A 26,717-nucleotide genomic window follows, 5' to 3' on the forward strand; every position below is an offset into this window, starting at 1 on the left:
CTCTGGTCTCGGACCAGGGGCTTCTTCTTTCTTTCATAAAGCAAGAATCATCAAGAACGGGATCATCCATTCGTATACAATGAGGTCACCGGGAGAACGAGGAGGCGGGCATTCGAGTGAAGCAGGACTATCTGGTACAGATTCAACAGACGATTGATTACATTGAAGCCCATATTGGCGAGGAGCTGTCTTTATCGCGGCTGGCGCAGGTTGCGAAGCTCTCGGACTTTCATTTTCACCGCGTCTTTCAATCCATGGCAGGAGAGACCGTGATGGAATATGTGCGCAAACGTCGTCTGGCGATATCCGCATATCAGGTGGCTTATTCGGATGCGAAGCTGATAGATATCGCTCTGGATACCGGGTTTCAGAATCACGAGACCTTTACCCGCGCCTTCAAACGCATTTTCGAAATGACGCCCGGCGATTACCGCAAGCGGGGCATCAAACCCTACGCCTACTCCAAGCTGAATGTGCTGCAGCGCAAATACAATCCCTATTTAGGAGGAATACGAATGGAATACAAGATTATAACGAAGCCTGCTTTCAAGGTGATCGGCTACGAGATCCATACACGAGCAAACGGAGACAACCATAAAGAGATCCCGGCCTTCTGGCAGGAATATATGCAAAAGGGGCTGTCCAAAAACATCCCAAACCGCGTTCACAAGGACTCTCCCGTCGAGCTTGGCATCTGTTATAACTTCGATATGGGCTCGGACAGCTTCTCCTATCTGATTGGCATGGAAGCGGAAAGCTTCGACGGCGTACAGGGCGACGGCCTCGTCTGCTGCGAGTTTGACACCGCCGAGTACGCCGTGTTCACCACGCCAAAGGTTCCTCGGGAGCAGTTCTCCTCCTCCATCCAGAGCACTTGGATGACGGTCTTCGGAGAATGGTTCCCTCACTCCGGCTACGAGCATGCCGGCAAACCGGAGTTCGAGCTTTATGATGAGCGCAGTAACCATGAGCTTGCCGAAATCCAGATGGACATCTATATCCCGATTAAGAAAAAGGCTTAGACTACCTAAGTGCAAAAAAGGCTATCCACCGTCCGAAGGACGGCAGGATAGCCTTTTTTTCTTGCCTGCTTATGCATTAATGAGTTCGGCTGCAACCAGCATGCGCTTCATTGGAATTTCTCCTACCAACAAACCAAAATACTTTATCACTAAAATTTCCTGCAACACTGCAAGAACATGGTTCGTCTAAGGGGAAGAAGGTTAAGCTATTTATAAAAAATCAGGCGGTGAACATCATGAAAAAAGTCAGCACCCTTATTCTTCTTGTGACGCTCAGTTTCACCCTGCTCCTTGCAGGATGTTCGAAGGCAGATAACTCAGGCAATAACGCCAATACACCAGCAGCAGAAACCGGGAACAACTCTTCCTCTAACTCAAACACTGACTCTGACTCTTCATCGGATTCTAATAATACGGCTACGAATGCGCCTAGCACTGAGCCTGTAGAGGATAATTCCTCGCAGCAGCCTGGCAATACGAATTCCGGAGACGGCACTTCGTCGAATCCGACTCCAGTCAGCACGAATGATCAAGTTGCTCAGATCAGCAATGTGACAGCACTGCGTCTTGCAGATTCGAAGACCGGCTGGGTGGCCGGCAGCGGCCAAATTGCAAGAACGGACGACGGCGGCGCTCACTGGAAGCTTCAATATTCCGGCACCAAGACGATTAATCAGATTTTTGCCCTAAGCAGCACGAAGGTATGGGCAACGATTGGCGACAGCAACGCAAAAAGCCTGATCCTCATTCAATCAACCAACGGCGGCAAATCGTGGACGAAGGCCGGTACCGTGCCTAATCACGGTTTCCTCCACTTTACCAATGACAAGACGGCCTTTAGCGGCGATGCGATGACGAAGGACGGCGGCAAGACTTGGACAACGCTGCAGACACCTGGCAAAGCAATCGGCGAAGTATACTTCCATGACGCAAGCAACGGCTGGGCGGTACAACATGTGAATGGCCGAATTCTTTTCATGCGTACAACAAACGGCGGAAAAACATGGAACACGGTTATGACGCGCAAAAGCGAAGAGGCGCCTAATAACGTGATCATCCGATCCACTGGAACAAACGATGCCTGGATCGAGCTCATTGGCGACTCCGGCATGTCGCAAACTTCCTACTCGCTGTTCCATACAACAGACGGCGGCAAAACATGGCTCCCTGCCATCGTGAAGAACGGCGCAGGCTCCGGTCCGGCACCAGGCTTTACCATGGATGATCCATCGGTTCCAAAAGGCATGGCCAGCTCAAGCCCGGGCACTCTGTATGTAGTTAACCCGCAAACAGCGATTATGGGCGGACAATGCCAAGCCTGCGATACGCCAAACACGATCATGCAGACTACAGACGGCGGCAAGCACTGGACGATCGGCAAATCCCAATTCTCCGGCTACGGCACGCAATATATTGCGGCTTCTGACGCAAGCCATATCTGGTTCATCTCGACAGATGCAGCAAATGCAGCCGTACTGAACACTTCCGCAGACGGAGGCAAGACCTGGAAAAAGGTCTTCACCTTCAAGAAACCGCAGTCGAAATAACCGCATAACAAAAAAGCCCTTTTGCGAATCCGATTCAAACGGAAAGCGCAGGAGGGCTTTTTTTACTTTTACATCGTTAATTATTCGTATCCTTAACCGCTATCAATTCCTTCCGGTGCGAGTAGGCAAGCAGCAGAAAGTTAATCATGCCAAGGAGCACATACGGCCAAGCGTAACTATCCAGTACCAGATAGATGGTTAACAGCAGCATCCCCAGCACGACATGAAAGGCATCCGTTTCCGAGTGGGTTGGTATGTCCTTATTCGGGCGCTTCGACGCCAATAGCAGCACCGCCAAAATAACGGCATACGCCAGTGAGGCCTCAAAGCCGGTCAAACCGCTCCAGACGCCAAAGGTTACAGCAATCGCTTTGCCGCCTTTCCAGCCTGTAAACGGAGAGAAGATATGGCCAAGTATAACTGCCGCCGCAGGCAGAACCATACCAAATCCCGTGACCGCGCCGCTATGGTGCAGCCAGAGCATGGGCAAATAGCCTTTTGCAAAATCCAATATAATACCGGCGATGCCATAGCCATACCCCGCTGCCTTCCACAAGTTAATCGCGCCCGGGTTGCCGTCTCCGTACGTTTTCAAGTTAAACCTTTTCATCCGTCCGATCCAATACGAGAACATCAAGGAACCTGCCAGAAAAGCTGCCGCTGTCCATAACACGATCATGGCTTGCCCCGCCCCCCTACCTCAATGCTTCTGCCCTTCCAGGCTACTTTCCGCACAAAGACAACTTGATACAAGGAATACAGCATAATGTACAAGAAGAAGACCGTACTTAATAGATGTATGGCGGGAAGCCATTTTCCGAAACGGCCCGTATAACGGACCAAATAATAAATTTGAAGCGTATACAAGACATAACCGATCGCAAGGGGCAGCAAAGCCGAGGTCCCAATAACAAAAGGCGCCGCTTCCGCAGCGATTAAACCAACAAGCCAGACGGCTACAAGCAGCGTTGTCCGGATATTAAGCTTGCTCGTGCTGAGCACCGCCCCTTTGCTGAAGCCTTGAATTTCGCTCTTGATTCCCCCGGGATACATGCGGAAGGAAACCACGCCTCGCCCGATATAATTCGTCACTTTTACTCCGGCTTCGATAAAGCGGGCTCCCAGATTCAGATCGTCAAGCACTTCGGCTTTAACGCTCTCATGTCCCTTGGCTTGCTCATAATCCTCTCTGGTCGTCAGTATACAGGAGCCGTATAAGCCCTTATCCGGGTTTGTCCGCTCCATGGGGGACGTAAAGGCAAATAAGCCTAAAAGGTTCGGGATAAGCGCCAGCCGCTCATAAAACTTCTCCGCCACATGATAAGGAACAACCGAGATGACCCCGCCTTCCTTCTCTCTTGCTGACAGCAGAGAGCGCAGTGCATCCGGGGCAAGGCGGACATCCGCATCCAGAAACAGAATCAGGTCCCCGCCGGCCTGCTGGTAACCGTTCCATACGGCCCAGTTCTTGCCTGTCCATCCTGAAGGGAGTTCCGGATTCGAGATGACATTGATGCCGCAGCTTTCCGCAATCTCTCTTGTGCGGTCTTCCGAATGATCGTCTACGACAATAATCTCGTACGGTTTATAAGACTGAGCCTTAAGGGAGCCCAGCAAATAAGACAAATTGCTTTCTTCATTCCGGGCTGGAATAATAACCGACAGCTTTCTTTCGTGAAAGGGACCATCGCGGCTGACCGGCACTGTATTTTTGCGAAACAACACAAACCCCATAGCTGAGGCGCATACGAGCAAGGCTGTGATGAGTACCCCCATATCTCACACCCCCAATAGGCTTATATAGCAAATATATGGCCGCGGCAGTCATTCTAAGAACGTTTATCTGCTTGTGTTGCAGGCATGAACGACTAATTTTTTATAAAGGCCTGTATTTTAAACCTTTTGGCGGTATTGTCCTCGCGGAGGCAATACCTTCACTCGTTCTAGTGCCGGTACACAGAATACAAGACCCTCTGAGGGTCTTATTGGCCTTATTACGACATGACAGTATTAATACAAAATAAGACCCTCGCAGGGTCTTATTTGAATTCATTATTCCATTTCCCGACCCTTTTTGCTTTTGTTGGCGACGAAAAAAGCCCTCCCGGGTTCACTCTTTCTCTTCATGCTCCTCTGGCCCTTCAGGCGGGCCAATCGTCACCCGCTTCCCGTCAAAAGAGAGCACGGCCTTGCCTTCCACCTCCATTTGCTCGAGATAGTCCTTCGGAATCTGCAGCCGGCCGACGCGGTCGATGACGACAAACTGCTCGTGGCGGGAGCCGAATCGGGCATCCTGCACAGGATGCTCAAGCGCCTCAGCTGCCATGCCTTCTCCCTCCCGCTTGATCCACTCCGTACTGGTCAGTCCGTCGCGGATGGCCACGACACGGTCGACCTGATCGGCAACCGACAGGTCATGGGTGACGATTACAATCGTAACCCCCATCTCCCGGTTCAACCGGCGGAAAATTTGAAGGATCTGCTCGCCCGTCGCATGGTCAACCGAGCCGGTCGGCTCGTCGGCCAGCACCAGCTGCGGCCGGTTTGCGAGGGCAATGGCAAGCGCGACACGCTGCTGCTCGCCGCCGCTCAGCTGGGTCAGCCTGCTGCCCATCCGATGCTCCAGCCCGACAGCTGTGAGCAGCTGCCTGGCATAAGCCCGGTCGGGCTTGCCATGAATCAGCATGGGGAGCTCGACATTTTGCAAGGCGGTCAAGTAAGGGACCAGATTACGCCCGTTATTTTGCCAGATGAATCCGACCGTCTCCCGTTTGTAGGTGATCAGCTGTTCCTTGCTCATTTTCAGCAGATTCCAGCGGCCTACATGAGCTTGACCTGCCGACGGACGGTCAAGTCCGCCCAATATGTTAAGCAGAGTCGACTTCCCGCTGCCGCTGTTGCCGATAATGGCCATCATCTCGCCCTGCTCCACCGTCAAGTTCAGTCCGTGAAGGGCAACGACTTCCACATCATCGGACTTATAGATTTTGACGAGACCTTCGCAATGAATCATAGGCGGCCTTTCAGTTGTTGCTTCCAACATTAACGCTCCTCCCCTAGCTTAACGGCCTGCGTAATACGAAGACTCCTTAACTGCCAGAGAAGGAGGCAGGCGCCGGCAGCCAGCATGATACCAATCGCGGCATACAGCTTGAGCATATCCTCGGCTTCGAATACGATCCGGAATGGCGGCACCTGTCTGGCATTATCCAGACTTTTGTCCTGCAGGAACGGCAGAAATAACCGGCTGGCGAGCTGTCCGAGACCAATCCCGGCAGCAACGGACAGTCCCATCGTAAACAGCTGCTCCAGGAGAAGCATGCTCGTCAGCTGCAGCCGGGACAGCCCCATCGCCCGCAGGATACCCAGCTGAACCGCTCTGCGCGATAACGCGAAGAACCAGAAAATCAAATAACCAAGCATGGAGATGAGCAGCGAGATCAGGAAGCCAAGGCTAAGAATACCGAACAAACCGCCTTGGGCCGGATGATTGCGCCGGTCAATCAGCTCACCTCGTGCGTCACGCACCGTGCTGACCTCAATCCCCCGATCAGCAAGGGTATCGAGTACGGTCGCCAGCTTCGCCCCCTCCTTCATGTTGAGCCATACCTCGTAAGGCGTCTTCTCCGCCTGCTGATACATGTAATCCAGATTGGCGATGAAAAAAGGCGCTTCATCCTCATACAAGCTTGGCCAATACGGCAAAATGCCGACGATGACAAATTCCACCGGTGTTTTGTCATATCCCATCTGAATAGTGACCGGGTCACCTTCCTTAAGACCATGCTTCTTCGCGAAAGCTTCCGATACAAGCACTGCTTGCTCGGCCGTACCCAGCGCATCCAAATAATAATAAGGATGAACCTTGTATAAATCGTCACGGAACCAGGCGGTTTGGGCAAAATCGGCATTATCGATGCCCACAATCTGCCCGCTTCCCGCCGACTTGCCGCTTATCTCCACCTTGCCGTTCGCCTTCCACACACGTGCAGCAGCCTCCACCCCCTGAGGATCCCGGAATGCCTCAAACGAAGGCTCTGTATAATAAATTTTGTTCTCGTCATTCTCATCCTGCATACCTTCCCAAGCTGTCTCCAGCACAACATCGGCGCCATACTCATACTGCGTGCGGTCCGAAGCGTTCAGGTCCATTGTACGGGCAGCCGACGAGTTATAGACTCCAAGCCCAATCGTCAGAATGAGCAGAATCATAAGCGGGTAAAAGCTTGCCGCCGAACGGGACAGCTGCGTCAGCGTTACATAGATCGTGACCGGCATGCGGCTTCGCATCAGCGCATTCCAATACCGCAGAAGCAGCGGGAACAGCCTTAAGCAGAGCAGCCCCGCAGCGAAAATCATTAGCGCCGGCAGGACGAAAATAACCGTCTGAAGCGTTGTATCTCCCCCGCTTCCCGCAGGCACGAGACTGCCGCTCTGAAGCAGATACCACCCGGCGGCTGACAGAACAACCAAGAGCACGTCGATATACAACCGTTGCCACAATGGTTGTTGGGCTGATCTTGCCCGCTTCTGCGCATGCTCAACAACGGAAGCATCCGCATATTTTCGGATCGGAGCGGTGGAAGCTGCCACGGCCAATAGCGTTGCAGCGCCTCCAAAGATGAGGGAAGTGCCGCTAATGCCAACCGGAATCGATTTGCGGCCGACAAAGGACAGAAACCCGCTGGATGAGCCGATGACCTTCGCCATAAACCAGGCAAGACCAATGCCAACAAGCAGCGCCGTCAGACCAAGCAGGGCAGCCTCAAGGGCATACAATGCCGTAATCTGTCCCGGACTCGCTCCGCGGCTTTGCAGAACGGCAATATCGCTCCGCTGCCTCTCCAGCGCCTGCTGCGCATTAAGCGTAATGAAATAGAGCACCATCGCCAGCACCGGTGCGGCCAGCGCGAACAGCATGGCAAGCAGCAGCAGGCTTTGCCTTTGGAACTCATGCAGCATGCTGCTGAAGGAGAGATTCACCTTCGTACCCGCCAGCATGCCGTGCAGCGTAATGTCCATACGCTGCAGCTCGCTGATAAGCGGAGCCAGGTCACGAATCCGGATATTTTGCAGATCAAACGCGTAATACCAGCCTCCGTCGCCCGGCATAAGCCGACTATCCTTAAGCAGCGTTTCGGACAACGTCTTTTCGCTGACCCATAACGTATCCGCCAGCTTGTCCTTCCCATCGATCGCCCAATTCAGATCCGTGTCATTCTTCAGCTTATAGGAACCGGAAATACGCAGCTGCAGCCGCTTCGTCTTGCCGTCCGTATTTTTCGCATCGTAAGAGAACGTATCTCCAATCTTCCAGCCGTACCGTTCCATGGTGTCGCCGAGCACAAGCACCTCTATTGCCCCGCCTTGGACACCGTCTCTCGGCAGCTTCCCTTCCGTCAGCTCAACCGCATCGGGAATACCGCTTTGAGTGGCAAGCTCCATCCGAACCAAGCGGCTCCCCGTTCCCTGCTCGGCATTGCTGCTACGAACGGTGGAAGCCGGAAGACTGATCCGGCTGGAGTAGGCTAGGGACGGGAACCCGATTCGATCCGGCAAAGCCTCCTTTATCCACTTGTCCAACTCGTCAAGCCCGGACCAATCCGCATCCTTGCTGCCGTCCGACTGATATTTCATATATAAGGAAGCGGCCGGGAGACCTTCCGTCTCCTCCTCCAGCGACTTCGCGACTACCCGCTTCAGCGTGCCGTCCGCATACATCGGAATACTCATCGCAAAAGAAGCAGCGACGGTTAAACCAAGCAGCGTGCTGAGCGTAAACCAGCGGTTCTGCCACATTTTCAGAAATAGAAACTGGAGAATGCGCATTATTTGCCCACAACCTTCTGGCCTTCCTCCAGCCCTTTAATGATCTCCACATCCGTTGAAGTCTGGATGCCGATCTCGACGTCCACCTCGCCTTTGCTGCCGTCCTTCCCCGCTGCAAGCACGTAGTGCCGGCTGTTTTGCGTGCGAAGCGCAGCTAGCGGAATCGTCAGTACCTTCTCCTTCCGCTGAACAATAACGGAAGCTGACAAAGGCGTACCCCGGCCAAGGCCGTCGGGCAGCTTGGAAAGCTCAATAAGCGTATAAGCATCGAGGGATTCTTCCCCGCCGCTATCCGATTGCCCTCCGTCGTCCACCGGAAGCCTTTTGACTGTGCCTTTATACTCGCCGGATGCGTTTATGTCCACAATCGTCTCCATGCCCGGAGCAATGCTGTCCCTGTCATTCGTATTGAATTGCACCGCAACAACAAGGGAATCCATATCCGCAATTCGGCCAATCGCTTCATACGCCCGGGCCAAATCACCTTTCTCGGCGGTAAAGCTGATAATGGTGCCAGAGTAGGGGGCCGTCAGCTTCAGGCTGTTCAGCTCCTCCTTGAGCTCGGCAAGCTCTTCTTTCATCAGCTCATAATCCAGCTGCTGCTTGCGCAACAGCACACTGTCGGCAGCTTCGGCATCGCCGCGCATCGCTTCCTTCAGATCCAGCTCCGTCTTCTCGATATCAATTTCCTTGCGCCGGATCTGGCTGTTCAAATCTCCCAGATCCAGCTCCGCCAGCACCTGGCCTTTGTTCACTTTGTCGCCTGCCTTCACATAGACGTCGGTAATCCGCCGGTTATCCATTTCGAAGAATAAGTTCTCCTCTTGTGCGGACAGCAGCTTGCCGGAACCGGTGGCTTTCAGCTCGAGGGTTTTGCGGGTTACCGGATACTCGGGCTTCTGCGAAATCTTGGGCACTCTTATTTCCGGCAGCGCCTCCTTCTCTTCCTCCTGCGGCATAATCGAGCAGCCCGCGAGAAGGGTTAATCCCATTACCGCAAGCAGCAAGCCTGCCGCACGTCCTTTCTTATTCCGGCTCCAGCCGGCCGTCCGCCATCTGATAGACAACATCTGCCGCCTCCCATAACGTAGAATCATGTGTCGTCATGCAGATGGCGATTCCTTCAGCCTCAATAATGTCGCGAAAAATAGCAATAATCTTGGCCGCCATCTGCGAATCCAGTTCCGCTGTTGGTTCATCCGCAAGCAGCAGAGCAGGCTTGTGGGCAATGGCCTTGGCAATGGCAATCCGCTGCTGCTCGCCGCCCGACAGCTCATACGGCCGATGATTGGCACGTTTTGTTAGTCCAACCAGCTCGAGGCATCTGGCTGTTCTTGTCTTCCATTGCGACTTCCCGACTCCCGCCATGCGAAGGGACAGCTCAACATTCTCCCAGGCGGAGAAAAGCGGCAGCAGAGCAAAGGATTGAAAGACAAAGCCGACCTGCTTGCGCCGCAGCATCGTCAGCTGCCTGTCGCTTTGGTCTTGGAACGGCCGGCCCCGGAACAACACTTCCCCCTCGGAGGGCTGGTCAAGCCCTCCCAGCAGATTAAGCAGCGTTGTTTTGCCCGAGCCCGACCGGCCTCTAAGCATCGTCAGCTGTCCGCTCTTGACCGTAAGATCAATCCCTTTCAGCACTTGAAGAGGGCTGCCGCCGCTAATGAAGCTTTTGTGCACGCCACGCACCTCAAGCAGCGGAGCCGCTTGCTGAACCGCCATTATTCCGCGGCCTCCTCATCAGCCAGCGCCTTCGTCAGCAAATCCTGGCCTTGCGATTGAATCGCCTTAAGCGCATCATCCACCGATTGGCTGCCTTGAACCGCCTGATTGATCTGCCCGGCCGCCATCTCCTCGAACGATTGGGCAAAGCCTTGCGGCAGCGAGTTTTCTTGCAGCAGGGCCTGTTCATTAATCTTCTCGTTATAGAAGGCATCGATATTTTTGCCGTCTGCTTCGTTCTTGAAGGCCGTTCTTGAAGATAGTGCCGGGGAAGACTTGGAGCTTGTCTTTGCAAGCTGCTCGCCGTTCGCATATTTCAGGAACTCCCATGCGGCAGACAGATTCTCGGAAGACGCGTTAATGGCGAAAATATTATCCAAGCTCATGCTGCCGGTTACCCCTTGCTGGGAAGGGTCGGTCGGAATCGATACCAGATCCCAGTTGATGTCCTCGCCTGGTGCTTTTGCAGCCCCGCCGTCGCTGCTTCCCGCCGCTTTGGTGGCCATTTTCATCCCTCCGCCGCCGATTCCGAGCATGTTCATCAGCAACGGACCATCCACCGTCATCGCGGCTTGCCCGGACATAAACCGCATCGTGGCGGGGCCAAACGAGATGGTCGACTTACCGCCCATACCGCGGATCATCAACCCGCCGCCTCCTTGGCCGCCTCCACCGTTAGAAGGAGGGGAAGAGATGCTGCCCGATTCATAGCCGTCAACAACGGACTGGACGATCGCTTTCCACTCCGGCGTATCGAAGGACACCGTCTTCGCCTCGCTGTCCGCATACAGCAGTCCCTTCGCCTCGCCGATCTCGCGGATCAGCTCGAACGAATCCTTTGTCTGCATCGGCAGCGACAGCCCATATAAAGCATCATCCGCGCCAACTTTGTCCATGGCTACGTTATTATCGCCTTTCTTCACCGGGAACCTTGCTGCCAGCTGCAGCACTTCATCCCAGCTCATGCCGTCCGTCGGATACGGCACGCCATACTTGTCGAACATATCCTTGTTGTAATAAAGCGCCTGGCTTGAGAAGCTTGGGCTTAGCCCATACAGCTTGCCGCCGCCGCGCGCCTTAAGCAGATCAATTACCGAAGGAAGAAACCCTTCGAGATCAAATTTATCCTGCTTAACCGCTGCGTCCAAATCATACAGCTTCCCGTCCTGTGCGAGATCGGCATACTGCTCCTCCGTCAGCAGAACGGCATCTGGCTGCTGCTCCCCGATAAAATCCTCCATTGCCGTTACGGGGTCGTCTGCCAACATCGCCTCCTCCGTCGATAGCACCTCCAGCTCCACATTCGGGAACATTGCCTGAAAGGCGTTGCCGTACTGCATGTAGAAGGCTTCTTCGTTGAAATAGCCGATCTTCAGCGTCCCTTTATCGTCTCTGTCCATGCTCCCGAACGCCGCGCCATCCTCCTTGCCTCCCCCGGATGTACAAGCCGTCAATGTCAAAGACAAGGCAAGCAAACTTGTGGCATATCTCTTTCTTCTCACTACCGATCACCCTTTTCCGTTTAATAGGTTCAATGGTAAGTATGATTTGCGTTTCTTAGAAAACCGTTAGAGAAGCTGAAAGCAGGCTTAAAGGACGATTAAAGGGATATAAAAAGTGAAGATCCGCCCGCACGTTGTATATTGTGCAGGATATTAGCCGGTTTGGAGGCCATTCGAGACGATATAGTGTACAAAATACAGGATAGTTCCCCGTTTTCTAGCTAGATTGGGGGAGAGGGACAAATATACTGCATTTCATACAACATAGCTCCTAAGGTTGGAGCATTGCGGGCAAATATGGTGTATTACGTGCAAGGTAGAACAAACGGTTAGTCAGTAGTGGGTGCAAAGGCAGGTTTGGGAGAATCGGGAGCCGCTATATGTTACTGGGATACGCAAAAAAACGCCCTATGCCATCCACTCGCACGGCATAAGGCGCTCCAACATACTTATCATTTATCCCGCAGGCAAAGTAACCAGTACGCGGGTGCCGACTGCGGGCTTGCTCTCGATGCGGATTTTCCCGCCATGGCGTTCTACAATCCATTTGGCAATGGCAAGGCCTAGCCCCGTCCCGCCTTCCTGCCTTGTCCGGGCTTTGTCCCCGCGGTAGAATCGGTCGAAAATATGGGGCAAATGCTCCGGCGGAATCCCAACACCCGTATCCTCGACCTCAAGGTAAACGGTATGCGCAAGCTTATGGCAGGCAACCCGGATGACTCCGCCTTCCGGCGTATATTTAACGGCATTATCCATTAACACCATTAGCAGCTGATGCAGCCTCTCTTCATCCGCTTGCAGCAGAATAGGAGACTCTACTTCACCACGTAAAATAATATCCTTCACCTCGGCCAGCATGGTCATTTTGCTGATTCCATCCTGCACAATCCGTTCCATATGGATGAGCTTCCTGTCCAGCTCCAGCTGATTCGAATCGGATCGCGCCAGCGTCAGCAGACCACTGACCAGCTTGCCTAACCGCCTTGTCTCCTGCAGCACCATCGAGATATGCTTGCTGTCTTGCTCAATCGTATGGTCAGGATGCCGGAGCAGCAGCTCGGCATGGGCCTGAATAACAGACAGCGGCGTACGCAGCTCATGGGACGCATCAGAAACGAATTGCTGCTGCTTCTCCATCGAGTTGCGTATCGGAATCAAGGCGCGGTTAGCCAAGTAATACCCGGCGGCTACCGCCACAAGCAGCCCGATAAATCCACCAAGCAGCAGAATCATCTGCAGCCGGCGAAGCATGCTTACCTCTGCCGAAATATTCGTAAGCAGCTGCTGCTTTATACCAACCTGCAGCTGCCCGTTAACTCTGCTGTAGAGCACCGGCGCGCTCGATTCATCACTGCCGTTGAATACCCGGTAATACTGATCCCCAAGCTTCACCGTTTCGGGATGCTCCCCGAAGTTATCCGGCTGAAGCCGATTAAGATCCTTCTCCCCAAACATACCGCTTGCAGGAAGTTGAATAGGCTTATTGTCCTCTGTCCAGAACAGCTGGAACACCGGCCGGTTCATCTGGCCAACCTGAAAAATAACGGTCTGTTTAGCCTGCAGCGACGGCAAAGCCGGCGATGTCGTTCTTGCGCTGACGCCTGCCACCGTCAGCTTATTGCTTACTCCCGTCAGGGACTTGTCGATTTGCGAGAACAGCATGTCCTTCATCACAAAGAAAACAAAGGCATTTAGCGAAATAAGAATGATCGATAAAACGACGGCGTTGCGAATCGTCAGCTGCATTCGGGTGCGCTTGATCATGATATTTTCTCCTTCAGCATATAGCCGACCCCGCGGATCGTATGGATATAGCGGTCGCAGCCGGAGGGCGTAAGTTTTTTACGCAAATAATGGACGTATACGTCCACCACTCCCGGACTGGCATCGGAATCAATCCCCCATACCCGGTCGAGCAGGTGCTCCTTCGTCAGGATCTGCTCGCGGTTGAGCAGCAGAAACTCCATCAGCTCGAACTCCTTGGCCGTCAGCTTCAGCGGCTCTCCGCTTGCATATCCCTCCATGAAGTGGCATTTAACGGACAGGCTTCCGTACGTCAGCTCCCCATCCTTTGCTCCCCGCAGCTGACGGCGCATCAGCACGCGAAGCCGGGCCAGAAGCTCCCGCATGGCAAAAGGTTTAATCATATAATCATCAGCGCCCGCATCAAGGCCCAATACCCGGTCCTCCACGCCGTCTTTAGCTGTGAGCAGCAGAATTGGCATCGCAAGGCCCTTCTTGCGCAGCTCCTGCAGAACGGCAACCCCGTCCATGCCCGGCAGCATAATATCGAGTATGATCAGATCATGGATACGCTGCTCCGCCAAATACAGCCCCTCCAGACCGTTATCGGCTTCATCCACCTGATAAGATTCTTCCTTCAGAACCGTCGCGATCGCGTCGCGAAGCGGCCTTTCGTCTTCCACAATTAATATCCGCAAGGTGACCCTGCCCCTTCTTGTAACTTCTAGCTCGCCCCATTGTACAGGACGAACCTTAAGAAAGGGTTAGAAATGGTTCCGCCTAATCCATCATTCGCAGAAATAATACGGCGAGACGCAGCTTCATGAAATCATTTGGCTTTTTGAAATCCAGACCCAGCAGCTCACTCAGCTTCTCCAGGCGATAACTCACCGTATTCCGGTGCACGTACAACTGTCTAGCCGTATCACCAAGCAAGCCTTCATTACTCACATAGACATCCAGCGTCAGCAGCATATCCTGCGCCTGCACGGTATTCGAATCCAGCAGCGGCCCCAGTACATGCCGACAGTAGTGCCGCATGCTGTCCGCTGGGACATATTGGAATAAATGAGCCATTTGAATGGTGTCAAAATGTATAATCTGCTCTTGCGATAACAGCTTCCGGCTCAGCTTGACCGTTTCCTTGCATTCGTTGTAAGCTTCAGCAAAATGCACAGCAGACTCCTTTGGCGTACTGAATGCAAATCGGATGTGCCCATCCTTCGGACAAATCGCTTCGAGTGCAGAAGCTAACGCTTGAACACTGCCTGAACCAGAGACCGGATAGATGGACAATAAACCAGCGTCCGTCAGAACATGGTAGCCTTTCTTATCCCTGATAAACGGATTAAACTCCAGCTCCTGCCGCACGGCCTTAAGCCGGGAAGGCTTCAAGAGATAGTCCCGGTTCTCTTCTGCCGCGCACAACACGCAGACAAATCTGTCCTCCAGCACATGAATACCGGCCTTCTCAGCCTGATGCAGCACCGTATCCAGCGAAGTCCCCACTTCCAGGTAATGATTGATTATCGTACCGAGCTCCTGATGCCAGAACGTATCCGATCCGTTCTCCATCATCTTGGACAAATAATAAGCAAGCATCTCGGAGGCTTGATGGAACAGACCCTCCTCTGTTTTGGGCATATAATCGGCAGGCAGAACAAAGACCGCAAAACCTATCGTCTCATCCTCATGAATGAGAGGCAGCCGATATAATTGACAGTCGTTTCTTGTCATTCGTCTTGGCTCCGCTTTCCAGGGCCACTCGCTCATCAGCTCCCCTTCCGAACAGGGAGTATCATTATATAAAATATGTCCTTTCCCTCCCACAATGGACATGGGGTATTCCATTACCGCAGATATGCGCTGGAACGGATTCTCCGTCATGCTCTGATAGAGGGCGACATTCATAAGCCTCTTCTGTTTCTCAACAACCCGCTTCAGCCTGAGGGTGCTTCTATGTATCTCATCCTGCAGCAGACCGTTAATCTGATCGGAGAAGGCGAAAGGATATGGCAGTTCAATTAACGGGAAGCCCAGGACATCAGCCTCCTCAATCAGAGCAGCGGGCATCTCCGACCAGAATCGTCCAAGCTTGATGCCAAGTCCTGCGGAGCGCCTCTGGTGAAGGCTGCGAATGGTTGCAATCGCTTCATCAATGGAGTCCTTGAACACATAAGCCGTTGTAAAAAACATATCTCCTTCTCTCGCCCATTGAACAAAGTCCGGGGCATCAATAATATTAACGGCCTTAAGCGGCCGGGATCCCCCCGCTTTGCCAGCAATCAGTCTGCCTTCCGATAACGGGTATACGCGCATGGCGTCTTCAACGGTCAACAACATAGCTTCTCCTCCTATAAAGAATGATGAAGGCAAGGACGCGGATAAAGGGCTCCCCTATTAGGAGGAACCCGCAATTGAATCGTTATTTGGCTGGCAAAAAATCATTTGTGAAGAATTGCTCCGCCTTCAAATCCTTCGTGACAAGGCCCGCTTCCTTCATCTGTCCAAGCAGTGTTGACCAGCGTTCCTCCGACATGTAGCCCGTGCCGTGAGAAGCGGCATCCCCTCCAAAGACGAAGTCCTTCGCGACGCCTTGCGCATAAGCAAGATGGTCAAGGGCGTAATCCTTGTTGTAGCTGTTAATAACCTTGTTCACTTCTTCTCCGTGCTCGTAGTAATAGTCCCAGCCTTCCGTTGTTGCTTTCAGATAGGCCTTGATCAGCTCCGGATTTTCTTTGATCATTTTCTCCGTCGTGATAACCACGTTGCCGTACGGATTATATCCGAGATCGGCATTCAGGAACCAATCGACGTCTATATTTTGATTCTTCAGCACAAACGGTTCGTTTGTTGCATAACCTTGTTGAACCGCGTTTTTATCTGCTACAAATCCGGCCAGGGAGCCGTTATAGGCCTGAATTTTTACATCGTTCAGCTTATATTTGTAGGCAAGATATTGCCAGTACGGGAAGCCTGTCGCGACATAAACATTATGGCCATTCAGATCCTCAATGCTCTTAATCCCGGAAGCTTTATGGAAAATCAAGTTCTGGGGATTGGTCTGCAGATCCGCATAGACAGCTACAACCGGTATACCTTCCTGTCTGGCCAAGATAACCTCGTCGGCCTGGGACATGGCGAAGTCGACCTTACCGGATGCAACCAGCTGCACGTTAGAGATTTGGGGGCCGCCTTGCTGAATCGTGACGTCCAGCCCGGCGTTTTTGTAAATGTCTCCGGATAGGGCCGCGAAGTGACCGCCCATCTCCGGCTGCGCGAACCAGCTCATTTGCTGAATCACCTTCGCGGGTTTATCCGGCGAGAAAGCGGCATTGCTGCCGCCGCTATTAGAGCAAGCGGTTAAAGAACCGACTACTGCAGCGATCATTCCAGCTTTCCATACAAGCGACTTTTTCAAGTTTATGTCCCCCTATATGATCATTTGATTTAATCTTAAGGCGTTAATCCTTATCCGGCCGAATCGCGGATTCATGCCAGTGACGTAAGGAGTAATGGGAAATCGCAGCGACGGTCAAATAGAAGGCCATGCCGAGCAGCGATGCTGCAATGGTGCAGGCAAACAGGAAGGAGGTCTGCATCTGCACGGCTGCCGAGGTTATCGCCATGCCAAGCCCTCCTTTTCCTCCGCCAATACCGGCTACGAACTCTCCAATAATGGCACCAATAACCGCCATGCCGCTCGAGATCTTCATGCCTCCGAGCATATAGGGCAGGGCATACGGGAAGCGAAGCTTCCAAGTCATCATCCAGGTGCCGGATTTGTACATCCGCATAAGCTGAATAAGATTGCGGTCGGTCGAGGACAGCCCCAAATTCGTATTCGATATAATCGGGAAGATGGCAACGATAAGGGAAATAAACACAATGGAATTCATCCCTGGACCCAGCCAGATGACGACAAGCGGCGCGATTGCCACGACCGGGATGGTCTGAAGAACAACCGCATAAGGCTGTATCCCCCACCGAATCCATTTGGATGCCATCATCAGCAAAGCAACGGCCGTTCCTAGTGCTACACTAAGCAGAAAACCAAGCAGGGCAGCGATAAAGGTATTGCCTGCCGCCTGCATCAGATCGGGAAATCCCTTGCGGGCCGCCTGCCATATATCAGATGGTGCAGGCAGCAAATATTTCGGCGTATCGAATATTCTGACCCCAAGCTGCCAGAGCGCGAGTAACAGAAGAATAAATGCCATGGGCGTTGCCGTCTTATAAATGAGCTGCCGGTGCTTTTTCAGAAATCCGGCTTGGGCGGAGATTCCCTCCTGGGCCAGCACCTTCACTGAAGCATTCGTAACTTGTCCGTTTGCTTGCATCTTTCTGTCCACCTCTTTCCTTGCCTTTAGGTTAACGTATTAGTAATCGCTCGAACCTTCTCTCCAAATGCAGGAGAAGTCATGAAGGCATTCGTACGCGGATAAGACTCTTCAATCGGAATAATTTCCTTGATTTTGCCGGGACGGGCTTCCATCGCCACCACTCTGCCTGACAAATACACAGCCTCGAACACGCTATGCGTGACAAAAACAATTGTCAGCCGGGAATTCATCCAGATATTCAGGAGCTCTTCATGCAGCCGATGGCGCGTCATTTCGTCCAGTGCGCCAAACGGTTCATCCATGAACAACAGCTTTGGCTCCGATACAAGCGCCCGGGCGATCGATACCCGCATCTTCATTCCGCCGGACAGCTGGCGCGGATAGCTGTCCGCATAAGCCGTTAAGCCGACCTTCTCCAATGCGGCTAGTGCTCGCGCCTTGCGTTCGGCAACCGGCGCACCGCTGATTTCCAGAGGCAGTGCAACATTAGCCAGCACCGTACGCCATGGCATCAGGTTCGCTTCCTGAAAGACAAAGCTGGCCTGCTCATTGCCCTTTGCCGCATGGCTCTGAATGTGTACCTGACCTGAAGTGGCCTGATCCAGTCCTGCCATAATGCGCAGAAGAGTAGATTTTCCGCAGCCGGACGGTCCAACCAGCGTGACAAACTCCCCTTCTTCTATTGTTAAATGGATGCTGCTGAGCGCTACCGTACCGTTCTCATACCGCTTCGTCACATCATGGATCCGAATGGCTTCCGCCGCTTGGACGGTTGTCTTCTCATCAACGGTCATATTCATCAGCCCATTCACTCCTTTCGGGAATGTTCCTCCATGCGGCAAAGCCGCTGTTCCCCTGCCACAAGCTTCCGGCGACGGGAATCCCCTCTCTAATGACCAGCTGCCGTCTTGGTAAAGCAGCTAAAGCATGCGGCGCATTTAATGCCTTTACAAGGACAAAGTCAGCTGCATCTCCCGCTTTAAGCTCAAGAGAGCCGCGTGACATCCACTGAAATACCGAGGCCATTCGCAGGTCGTCGTTCCAGATATACTTCTCGGCCAGCAGCCTGCCGCGCCGCAAAATATCCGGATGGCCGTAAGGTGTCCAGGCATCGAGGCCAGTATGATCAGTCGCAAGCGAGATCTTCACGCCACTTGCGGCAAGCAGCGGTACAGGAGGCATCGCCGTATCAAACGGGACGCTCGTTGCCAGGTCCATAGCCTCGCCGGCCATTCGGCTTCCCAGCTCCGCAACAAGCCCGCTGTCCACCTCGCCAAGTCCATAGGCGTGACTGACCGTTACTTTGCCCTTCATGCCTGCCTCCGCGGAATAGTCCAGCATCTTTTCAATGGTATACACCGCCAGATGACCGGGGTCATGCAAGTGAAGATCCACCCTTTTATCAAACTCCGTCGCAAGCTCAAACATCGTTTCCAGAGAAAGCTCGATATGGCGGTCAACACCAGCCGGATCCACTCCACCCATCAGATCGGCACCCATGCGGAGTGCTTCACGGATATAGGGCGTCGATTGCGAACGGAGCAAGCCTTGCTGCGGAAAGGCAACCAGTTCGATTGTCATACGCGAAGCATATTCTTCTTTTAATTGAAGCATCAATTCCAGATGGGATAGTCCGATGTCCGGATCAATGTCCACATGTACCCGCGCCTCTGTAGTACCTGAGGCCAGCATGGCCTCCAGCGTTTTTACGGCCAGCTCCTTGCGGCGGTCCTTACAGCCTGCAAGCAGCTCCTTCTCCAGCTTGAACTGCTCAAAGAGGGATGAGACTGGCGTTCTTGAGATCCAGCGGTCTGATGGGAATGCTTTATCGAGATGAACATGGGCGTCACGGAAAGCCGGAAGCAGAAGCAGCCCATGTGCGTTCCAGACGGAATCGCGAGCTTCCGGAATAAGATCCGGAGCACCAACTTCCGTTATGCATCCTTTTTCAATGACCAGCGTACATGCCCGGCCATTCATATTTATTTGTTGAATGAGTTGTCGTTCAGCCATTACGAGTCCCCCCTATTACAGGTTAATGATCTCTTTAATAACATGTCAGGTATTTTACTTTCGCCCTTTGTCTCATTCGAATTATGGGGGCATATTGGTGATCCGTCAATTATACATGTTAAGTTTTATAACATAACATAAAAGAAGCACTTCCATTTGTGCATAGCTAAAAACAGCCAAACTCAGCCTATCCAACACTATTCCCTATATGCATAATGAAGTTCAAGACTATTTATATGTAATAAAAACTGACACAGAGGATGGTTGCTATGCTCGATATTTTGTTCACTAAATCGGCCGACCTGGTTTCGGGCCCGTTAAGGGATGTCGGAGTAAAGGACGGCAAGATTACGTATATCGCCAATCATTCCGGAGCTGTTCCCGAGAGCAGGGAGATCTGCTGCCTGGATGGGAAGCTGCTGCTGCCCGGACTTGTCGAGCCGCATATTCATCTGGATAAAGCGCTGCTGCTGGAGCGGATGGCAGAGGATGTGACCGAGCTCCGTCAAGCCATTGAAGTAACCTCTTACTTAAAACAGTCGTTCACCGCGGAGGATATATATGAAAGAGCCATGCGGATTATTAAGCAGGCAGTGAGCAAAGGAATAACTCATATGCGATGCCATGCCGAGATTGATCCCGTTATCGGGTTGACCTCTATGGAAGCGATGGTGGCTCTGAGACAGCAATTAAAGGGGATACTTGATATTCAGGTTGTCGCATTCCCGCAGGATGGCTTATTCCAGGACAAAAGGATGCCTATTCTTATGAAGGAGGCCGTTGCGCTCGGGGCGGACGTCATTGGCGGAATTACCTATATGGATGCAGACTTAAGCGGCCATCTGGAGCTTGTATTTGGTTTGGCTCGGCAATACGGCCTGCCGGTTGATCTGCATGTCGACTTCTCAGATAATCCCCATCAGCTTGCGATTCAGGATGTTATTCAAGCGACCCGGAAATACGGGATGCAGGGCAAGGTTAGTGTCGGTCATTTGACTTCGCTTGGCGCTGCTGAGCGCGGGGATGCCGAGCGAATCGCCTCAGCTCTTGCAGAGGCCGGCATTCATGTGATCAGTCTGCCTCTCACCGATTTGTACTTGAACGGAAGAGGCGATCACAAAGGAGACTACCGCGGGCTTACGCCCATCTCCCTGCTTCTTAAGCATGGGGTAAACGTGATATACGGAAGCAACAATGTGCAAAATGCCTTTACCCCGTTTGGAACAACGGATCCGCTGGACGTTGGCCTCCTGCTTGCCCAAACCTCCCATCTGGGCAGCGCTAGAGACGCCCGGCAGCTCATTCACATGGCAACGGCGGGAGCAGCAGCGGCTCTTGGCCTCTCCGGCTATGGCATCCGGATTGGATCCGACGCCGATCTGGTTGTCTGCAGCGCCAAGGACGCAAGGTCACTCCTGTATGAGCGTCCTGAGCGGGAACGCGTCTACAAAAAAGGCCGACTCGTTTCGCAGACGGATGTCATACAGCAAAACTGGCTGAGCTTGGAGACGGTTGGTAGCTGATCCCCGCGAGGTGGCTTCAGTCTCCGTGTCAAACTTATCCCATCAGCAGTTAAGGTCCCTTAGGGACCTTAAACACCTAACTAGCTGCTCTTTTTCCGGACTTAAGGTCCCTTAGGGACCTTATCCCCCTCGTCTACGTCCATCAGCACTCAAATCTGCTATTCCGTCTGCTTTAAGGTCCCTTAGGGACCTTAAATACCTAATTGGCTGATCTTTTCCCAGACTTAAGGTCCCTTAGGGACCTTATCCCCCTCGTCTATGTCCATTTCAGCACCCAAATCTGCTATTCCGTCTGCTTTAAGGTCCCTTAGGGACCTTAAACACCTAACTAGCTGCTCTTTTCCCAGACTTAAGGTCCCTTAGGGACCTTATCCCCTCGTCTACGTCCATTTCAGCACTCAAATCTGCCACTTCGTCTGCTTAAGATAACAAGTTACTCCACTCACCTGCGAGAGTCTTATTAATACCGTGTGCGCAAGCGCCAGGCGAATAAAAAAAGCCCTTAAGGTCTCATGGACCTTAAGGGCTTGCTTTTCACAACTGTTATTTCGCGTAGTTAAACATCGATTGAACGGTTACCCGCCCTGGTGCTGCAGCAACGAACTGTACGCTGTCCGCCGCTTTTTTCTTGAATTGAACAGTTACAGGGATACCCGGAATCAGATCGAAGAAGTTATCCGTGAAGATGCCTTCCTCCTCGGCCTGAACCCATACCTGCTTGGCCAATTGCTTAGCCGTTAAGACAAACGCCGTTCCCTCGCTGCCTGCCACTTCTTCAACCGCAATGCCAGGGTCCCCGAGCTCCAGATCCTTTGTATAGACAAAATAATGCTCCGACCGCGCCAGCACCTTGCCTGCCTGAACAAGACGTCCAACCAGTACCGTGCCATTAGGATTAAAGCTTCCCAATTGCTCAGCCGATAAGGCGAGGACCAGCTTAGCCGAACGCGCGCCAATGGCAATGGTCTCCGAAGCATGCTTCAGCGGCTTACCGTCCAATTCATGCAGGCTCCACTCCAGTACCGCATCGATGGACTGCCCGAGATCAGACACCACATGGACGTTTGTCACATCCTCTTTCTGTTCGAACGATAAGAGAACATCCTCAAAGCTGTTCTTGATCAAATATTGCGCTGCCTTCCATCTGCCGAAGTAATCCATGCTAGCCCAGGAAGCAACCGGCCAGCAGTCATTGATTTGCCAATAGAGCGATCCCATACAATAGTTCATGCTGCGGCGGTGAGCTTCAATGGCCTGCTTCATGGCCTCGGCCTGCAGCACCTGACTGATATACAGGAAGGACGGAAAATCCTTCGGCTGCTTCATATAGCGGTCGGCATAATCCTTGATCAGGAAGTTGCCTCTGCCATTCTTCTGGTGATGCAGCATCACTTCGGAATCAAGTGCCATATCCTTCTCTTCCGCATAAGACCGCACGGTCTTATATTCCGGGAAAGATTGGAACCCATACTCGCTCATAAAGCGGCCAATATTCTGATTGTATTGCTCGAATGGCTCCTGCGCGTGCCATACCGCCCAATAATGAATATCGCCATGGGAGGATTTATTCGTCGCATGCTGCTCCGAATTGCCCGTCAGACGCTGCATCGGCGATGACGGCCAATAGGCAATATCCGGTGCCATTGCCGCAACAACCTCCGGCAGAATCTGATGGAATACCGCCTCGTAATCCGCCCAGATCTGTAAGCGCTGCTCGCTCGTATATAACTTCTTCCAGCCCCAGCCGCCGTCTTCCACATATTGCGACCATGCCGTGTCAATCTCGTTATTGCCGCACCATAACGCGATACTTGGATGGTTGCGCAAGCGGCGGACATTATCTTCCGCTTCCGCGCGCACACTATCCAGAAATGCTTCGTCGCCAGGATACATGCTGCAGGCGAACATAAAGTCCTGCCAGACCAGCATGCCGTTCTCATCACATAATTCGTAGAAAATATCCTGCTCGTAGATTCCTCCGCCCCAAATCCGGAGCATATTAAAGTTTGATTCGATCGCGCTGCCAATCTCGTGGCGGTAACGCTCAGGAGTCACCTCGCTAAAGAAGCTGTCATTCGGAATATGGTTAGCGCCTTTCGCGAAGACCGGAATGCCGTTTACTTCGAAGAAGAACGATGAGCCATGCTCGTCCGGCTTGCGGATGAGTTTAATGGAACGAAGGCCGGTCTTAGCCGATGCCAAAGCCGGATTCGCCTCTCCTTGCGAGAGTACTGCTGTAAACGTATACAAATGAGGTTCGCCAAGACCACGCGACCACCAGAGCTTAGGCTGTTCAATCGTAAGCGGCCAAGCTACCGTCTGCAAGCCCTGCTCCAATACAACGCGGCGGATCCATTCCTGTCCGTCATTCGTACGCAGCTTAAGCTCAAATTCACCGCTGTTCTCGGAGTCAATACCGAGCTGCACCGTAATCGCAGCCTCCGCCGCCGTTACTTCATCCTGCTGAATATACAGGTCAGAGATTCTCGCGCCGCTCCACCCTCTCAGATAGACCGGCTTGCCGATCCCGCTGGTGACAAACCGCGGACCCCAGTCCCAGCCGTAATGATAAGGCGCTTTGCGCGAGAATACGCTTACTTTTTTGTCTTCCAGGCCCCCAGTAACGGAATCATCGTTTGGTGCCGGCAGCACCGGCCCATACGCCTCCTGCTTGGCCAAGCCCTCCTCGATCGGGGAACGGAAGCGAATATATAGACGGTTGCCCTTCTCCCGTACATGAGGCTTCACATCGACTGTCCAGGTACGGAACATATTATTAGCAGACAGAATGGATACATCGTTCAAATAAACGTCGGCGTACGTATCCAGGCCTTCAAACACCAGCTCCAGGCGGGAATGACCCAGCAGCTCAGCGGAAGCATCAAATACCGACTCGTACTCCCATGTCTTCTTATCAATCCACTGCAGGTCTTTCTCGTTTGTTCCGACAAAAGGATCGGGAATAAGCTCATTCTTGAGCAGGTCCGTATGCACGCAGCCAGGCACAAATGCCGGTCTCCACTCCTGCTCTTCGCTATTCTTAAACGTCCAGTCCGCAATTTGCCACTTCAACTCGCTCATTAGAATCCTCCTACATGTGCCAATGCTATTCGTAAAAACGGTTGTATTCGACTGTAGTATACCGGAGTTCGGAATCAAATGTATACCACAGTTATTTATACTTTTTTCAGGCTTATTTTATAGAAAATTTGAAACCGCAGGCTACAATGGAAGAGAAATGAGGTGCAGCTCCCTATGTCCATTCGAAAAAAACTGATTTTGTCCTATGCCGCGATGATCGCTGTTCCACTCTTACTGTTTGGCCTGACGATTGCGCTGCTGGGAAATCTATTCATAAAAGATGCCATGCCGGGGGCCGGCAGCGAAGGTGAGCCCTCCAGCCACTCTTTCCCTTTCGCCTCCATCCGCGAGCTGTTTATGGGCCGTACCGAGTTGTCATCGGGCTTACGGTTTGTTGCGGAGCATGACTCCCAGCTGTTGTCCGATCCGGCTTTTCTGTCCGCGACGGATGCTGAGCTCCGGCAGGTCGAGGCCGGAATCATCATTGTCCATAATGACCAGATGACCTATGCTTCGCCAGGACTGTCTGCCGATACCGATACCATACTGGCTGAAGTACAAAGCGGCGGGGAACGCCAAAAGGCCAATCATCCCGGACCCCCAAGCGGCAACGAGTGGGAGGTCATCAACTATTCCGGCCCGGACGGCAGTACCGGCAAGCTTATAATGGTGACGGATATGGAGCCGGTTGCGGACTTCTTCAAACGATTGTTCCCGCTCATCCTGCTCACGCTGCTGGTGGCACTTGCCGTCACAAACGGCGTCCTGACGTATCTCGTCTCCCGCAGCATCATCCGGCCGCTGTATGCGTTGAAGGAGGCAGCCGGCCATATCCGGGAAGGCGATCTGGATCATGCCATTCAGCTTAAAAGACAGGATGAGATCGGACAGCTTGGAGCAGCCTTCGAAGAGATGCGCGTTCGCCTTCAGGCCTCTCTAGGCGCTCAGCTTGAGCTGGAGCAAGGCCGCAAAGAGCTGCTCGCTAACATTTCCCATGATCTGAAGACGCCGATCACCGCGATTCAAGGCTGCACCGAATGTCTTAGGGACGGCATTGCCGACACCGAGGAGAAGCGTCAGAAATATGTGCAGATGATATTCGGCAAAACGACCGAGATGAACCGGATGATTGAGGAGCTGCAGCTGTACTCGACTTTGGATACCGGCCAGCTGCCTTTCCACTGGGAAACGGTTCATTTAACGGCCTATATGATTCAGCTCGTTAATGAATTGCAGCCGGATCCCCGCTTCAGCGGTACAGAGGTTACTTTTACAGCTGACTCCAACGCGGAGTCTGCCTTCATAAGGGCAGACCAGCAAAAGCTGTACCGGGCACTCTTGAACCTGGCCAACAACAGCCTTCAGCATATGAAGGACGATCCGAAGAAGCTGCAATTCCTGCTCAATAAAGAACCGGACGGCATGTACCTTTTGCAAATAAGGGATAATGGGGAAGGCATTCCGCAAGGCGCCCTGCCGCGCGTTTTTGATCGGTTCTTCCGGGCAGAATCCTCGCGTAGTCCGGGCAAAGGCAACAGCGGGCTTGGCCTTGCGATTGTGAAGCAAATCATAGAAGCACATGGCGGAACCGTGGCGGCTGTTAGCAGTCCGGGTGAAGGAACAACGATACAGCTCCGGTTCCCTGCCGTTAGGCAGGACAAGCCGGAGCCGGAGAATGGAGGCCCAATATGAAACGCATTTTGATAATAGAGGACGATCCGGTTATTGCCGAGGTACAGAAGGATTATCTGCTCGCCCACAGCTTTGAAGTCGATATGGCCGAACGCGGCGATCTGGGTCTTGAGATGGCGCTGCAGAGCAGTTATGATCTGATCCTGCTTGATCTGATGCTGCCGTCTATGGACGGCTATGAGGTATGCCGGAGGATTCGCGAGGCGAGCAATGTACCCATTCTAATCGTGTCGGCCAAGAAGGAAGAGATCGATAAGATCCGCGGCTTTGGGCTTGGAGCGGATGATTACATCCTGAAGCCATTTGGACTTGGCGAGCTGGTAGCGCGGGTAAAGGCCCATCTGTCGCGATATGAACGGTTAGTCGGACAGGGCGAGTGGCGCCGGGATGAGCTGCGGCTGAACGGCATCCGAATCGAGAAGCAGTCCCGCCGGGTGTTCGTGAATGAGAAGGAAGTCCCTTTTACCGCCAAAGAATATGATCTGCTCCTCTTTCTTGTCACCCATCCGAACCGGGTCTTCCGAAAGGAGGATCTGTTCGAGAGAATCTGGGGAATGGATGCCATCGGCAGCGATCATGCGACGGTCACCGTCCATATCAGCAAGCTGCGGGAGAAGATCGAGCGCGATCCGTCGAAGCCCCAATATGTCGAGACGATCTGGGGCGTTGGGTACCGGTTCAATATTTAAGAGAGGAGGACGCG

Annotated in this window: 20 protein-coding genes; 5 read left to right on the forward strand and 15 right to left on the reverse strand. The window is 52.9% G+C overall.

Going from position 1 to position 26,717, the window contains the following annotated elements; translation table 11 throughout:
- The first annotated feature begins 116 nt into the window (after nucleotides 1-116).
- Together BM200_RS20945 and BM200_RS20950 are read left to right on the forward strand one after the other, a co-directional pair.
- Nucleotides 117-1,022, forward strand: a complete 906-nt coding sequence (locus BM200_RS20945) for an AraC family transcriptional regulator (protein WP_091188584.1) — start codon at nucleotides 117-119, stop codon at nucleotides 1,020-1,022.
- A gap of 236 nt (nucleotides 1,023-1,258) precedes the next feature.
- Nucleotides 1,259-2,569, forward strand: a complete 1,311-nt coding sequence (locus BM200_RS20950) for a WD40/YVTN/BNR-like repeat-containing protein (RefSeq protein ID WP_091188585.1) — start codon at nucleotides 1,259-1,261, stop codon at nucleotides 2,567-2,569.
- Nucleotides 2,570-2,645: 76 nt separating this feature from the next.
- On the opposite strand, the gene BM200_RS20955 is transcribed toward BM200_RS20950, so the two are convergent.
- The 14 genes from BM200_RS20955 to BM200_RS21020 all read right to left on the reverse strand — a co-directional run bounded on the left by BM200_RS20955 (nucleotide 2,646) and on the right by BM200_RS21020 (nucleotide 19,718).
- Nucleotides 2,646-3,248: a glycerol-3-phosphate acyltransferase gene (locus tag BM200_RS20955; RefSeq protein WP_091188586.1), complete on the reverse strand. Its 603-nt coding sequence runs from the start codon at nucleotides 3,246-3,248 to the stop codon at nucleotides 2,646-2,648.
- Nucleotides 3,245-4,345 carry a glycosyltransferase family 2 protein gene (locus BM200_RS20960; RefSeq protein WP_091188587.1) on the reverse strand — a complete coding sequence of 367 codons (1,101 nt, stop codon included), beginning with the start codon at nucleotides 4,343-4,345 and terminating at the stop codon, nucleotides 3,245-3,247. The genes BM200_RS20955 and BM200_RS20960 overlap by 4 nt, the downstream gene beginning before the upstream one ends.
- 334 nt (nucleotides 4,346-4,679) lie before the next feature.
- On the reverse strand, nucleotides 4,680-5,582 hold the full coding sequence (locus BM200_RS20965) for an ABC transporter ATP-binding protein (RefSeq protein ID WP_091188683.1): 903 nt from the start codon (nucleotides 5,580-5,582) through the stop codon (nucleotides 4,680-4,682).
- A 29-nt stretch (nucleotides 5,583-5,611) separates the two neighbouring features.
- Nucleotides 5,612-8,398, reverse strand: a complete 2,787-nt coding sequence (locus BM200_RS20970) for an ABC transporter permease (protein WP_091188588.1) — start codon at nucleotides 8,396-8,398, stop codon at nucleotides 5,612-5,614.
- Nucleotides 8,398-9,468, reverse strand: coding sequence for an efflux RND transporter periplasmic adaptor subunit (locus BM200_RS20975; protein WP_091188589.1), 1,071 nt, complete (start codon nucleotides 9,466-9,468; stop codon nucleotides 8,398-8,400). The genes BM200_RS20970 and BM200_RS20975 overlap by 1 nt, the downstream gene beginning before the upstream one ends.
- A complete protein-coding gene (locus tag BM200_RS20980) occupies nucleotides 9,425-10,117 on the reverse strand; it encodes an ABC transporter ATP-binding protein (RefSeq protein ID WP_091188590.1) in 693 nt (230 codons plus the stop codon). The genes BM200_RS20975 and BM200_RS20980 overlap by 44 nt, the downstream gene beginning before the upstream one ends.
- Complete coding sequence (locus BM200_RS20985; RefSeq protein ID WP_139230820.1) at nucleotides 10,117-11,619, reverse strand: extracellular solute-binding protein; 1,503 nt, start codon at nucleotides 11,617-11,619, stop codon at nucleotides 10,117-10,119. Before BM200_RS20985 ends, BM200_RS20980 begins: the two co-directional genes overlap by 1 nt.
- 456 nt (nucleotides 11,620-12,075) lie before the next feature.
- Nucleotides 12,076-13,383: a sensor histidine kinase gene (locus BM200_RS20990; protein ID WP_091188592.1), complete on the reverse strand. Its 1,308-nt coding sequence runs from the start codon at nucleotides 13,381-13,383 to the stop codon at nucleotides 12,076-12,078.
- Nucleotides 13,380-14,060, reverse strand: a complete 681-nt coding sequence (locus tag BM200_RS20995; RefSeq protein WP_091188593.1) for a response regulator transcription factor — start codon at nucleotides 14,058-14,060, stop codon at nucleotides 13,380-13,382. The genes BM200_RS20990 and BM200_RS20995 overlap by 4 nt, the downstream gene beginning before the upstream one ends.
- 82 nt (nucleotides 14,061-14,142) lie before the next feature.
- Nucleotides 14,143-15,705, reverse strand: coding sequence for a PucR family transcriptional regulator (locus tag BM200_RS21000; RefSeq protein WP_091188594.1), 1,563 nt, complete (start codon nucleotides 15,703-15,705; stop codon nucleotides 14,143-14,145).
- An 82-nt stretch (nucleotides 15,706-15,787) separates the two neighbouring features.
- Nucleotides 15,788-16,783: an ABC transporter substrate-binding protein gene (locus BM200_RS21005; RefSeq protein ID WP_091188595.1), complete on the reverse strand. Its 996-nt coding sequence runs from the start codon at nucleotides 16,781-16,783 to the stop codon at nucleotides 15,788-15,790.
- A 43-nt stretch (nucleotides 16,784-16,826) separates the two neighbouring features.
- The gene (locus BM200_RS21010; protein WP_091188596.1) at nucleotides 16,827-17,702 is read right to left on the reverse strand and encodes an ABC transporter permease; all 876 of its coding nucleotides are present in this window, start codon (nucleotides 17,700-17,702) and stop codon (nucleotides 16,827-16,829) included.
- Between the two features lie 26 nt (nucleotides 17,703-17,728).
- Complete coding sequence (locus BM200_RS21015; protein ID WP_217649578.1) at nucleotides 17,729-18,505, reverse strand: ABC transporter ATP-binding protein; 777 nt, start codon at nucleotides 18,503-18,505, stop codon at nucleotides 17,729-17,731.
- A complete protein-coding gene (locus BM200_RS21020) occupies nucleotides 18,489-19,718 on the reverse strand; it encodes an amidohydrolase family protein (RefSeq protein ID WP_091188597.1) in 1,230 nt (409 codons plus the stop codon). The genes BM200_RS21015 and BM200_RS21020 overlap by 17 nt, the downstream gene beginning before the upstream one ends.
- A gap of 269 nt (nucleotides 19,719-19,987) precedes the next feature.
- Here BM200_RS21020 and BM200_RS21025 point away from each other — a divergent pair, with 269 nt between their 5' ends.
- Nucleotides 19,988-21,241, forward strand: coding sequence for an amidohydrolase family protein (locus BM200_RS21025; protein ID WP_091188598.1), 1,254 nt, complete (start codon nucleotides 19,988-19,990; stop codon nucleotides 21,239-21,241).
- 543 nt (nucleotides 21,242-21,784) lie between these two features.
- On the opposite strand, the gene BM200_RS21030 is transcribed toward BM200_RS21025, so the two are convergent.
- Nucleotides 21,785-24,322 (reverse strand): beta-mannosidase, encoded by a 2,538-nt coding sequence (locus tag BM200_RS21030; RefSeq protein ID WP_091188599.1) that lies wholly within the window; start codon nucleotides 24,320-24,322, stop codon nucleotides 21,785-21,787.
- 174 nt (nucleotides 24,323-24,496) lie between these two features.
- On the opposite strand from BM200_RS21030, the gene BM200_RS21035 reads away from it, so the two are divergent.
- Together BM200_RS21035 and BM200_RS21040 are read left to right on the forward strand one after the other, a co-directional pair.
- Nucleotides 24,497-26,014, forward strand: a complete 1,518-nt coding sequence (locus BM200_RS21035) for a sensor histidine kinase (RefSeq protein ID WP_091188600.1) — start codon at nucleotides 24,497-24,499, stop codon at nucleotides 26,012-26,014.
- Entirely contained in the window at nucleotides 26,011-26,703 is a 693-nt protein-coding gene (locus BM200_RS21040; protein ID WP_091188601.1) for a response regulator transcription factor, read from the forward strand. Before BM200_RS21035 ends, BM200_RS21040 begins: the two co-directional genes overlap by 4 nt.
- Nucleotides 26,704-26,717 lie beyond the last annotated feature (14 nt).

Source organism: Paenibacillus catalpae (genome assembly GCF_900112695.1).
GTDB lineage: Bacteria > Bacillota > Bacilli > Paenibacillales > Paenibacillaceae > Pristimantibacillus > Pristimantibacillus catalpae.